The 1,132-nt window shown below is 50.1% G+C and carries 1 rRNA gene; it reads left to right on the top strand.

The annotated features are described in order from the left end of the window. Positions 1-1,031 (top strand): 23S ribosomal RNA (locus tag CWC14_RS13555); the annotation flags it as partial. Between the last annotated feature and the right edge of the window lie 101 nt (positions 1,032-1,132).

The raw sequence follows: 1,132 nt of genomic DNA, 5'->3' as shown, positions 1-1,132 counted from the left end.
GAAGCTCTTGATCGAAGCCCCGGTAAACGGCGGCCGTAACTATAACGGTCCTAAGGTAGCGAAATTCCTTGTCGGGTAAGTTCCGACCTGCACGAATGGTGTAACCATGGCCACGCTGTCTCCACCCGAGACTCAGTGAAATTGAAATCGCAGTGAAGATGCTGTGTACCCGCGGCTAGACGGAAAGACCCCGTGAACCTTTACTACAGCTTGGCACTGAACATTGAACCTACATGTGTAGGATAGGTGGGAGACTTAGAAGCAGAGACGCTAGTTTTTGTGGAGTCGTCCTTGAAATACCACCCTTGTAGTTTTGATGTTCTAACGTTGGCCCCTGAATCGGGGTTACGGACAGTGCCTGGTGGGTAGTTTGACTGGGGCGGTCTCCTCCCAAAGAGTAACGGAGGAGCACGAAGGTTGGCTAAGTACGGTCGGACATCGTACGGTTAGTGTAATGGTAGAAGCCAGCTTAACTGCGAGACAGACACGTCGAGCAGGTACGAAAGTAGGTCATAGTGATCCGGTGGTTCTGAATGGAAGGGCCATCGCTCAACGGATAAAAGGTACTCCGGGGATAACAGGCTGATACCGCCCAAGAGTTCATATCGACGGCGGTGTTTGGCACCTCGATGTCGGCTCATCACATCCTGGGGCTGAAGTCGGTCCCAAGGGTATGGCTGTTCGCCATTTAAAGTGGTACGCGAGCTGGGTTTAGAACGTCGTGAGACAGTTCGGTCCCTATCTGCCGTGGGCGTTTGAGAATTGAGAGGGGTTGCTCCTAGTACGAGAGGACCGGAGTGAACGAACCGCTGGTGTTCGGGTTGTCATGCCAATGGCATTGCCCGGTAGCTACGTTCGGAACTGATAAGCGCTGAAAGCATCTAAGCGCGAAGCAGGCCTCGAGATGAGTTCTCACTAGACTTTTAAAGTCTCTGAAGGGCCGTTGAAGACTACAACGTTGATAGGCAAGATGTGGAAGTGGTGTGAGCCATTAAGCTAACTTGTACTAATTACCCGTGAGGCTTAACCATACAACGCCAAACGCGTTTTATGTGATAGTGAAACAAGCGAAGAAGTTAATAGACTAAAGTAGATACTTGAAGACTTTATTATCAGAATTCCAAATTTTAGT

This window comes from Pseudoalteromonas sp. S3260 (assembly GCF_005886925.1).
Taxonomy (GTDB): domain Bacteria; phylum Pseudomonadota; class Gammaproteobacteria; order Enterobacterales; family Alteromonadaceae; genus Pseudoalteromonas; species Pseudoalteromonas tetraodonis.
The sequence above is the reverse complement of the archived record's forward strand: the minus strand, read 5'-3'. Positions and strand labels throughout refer to the sequence as shown.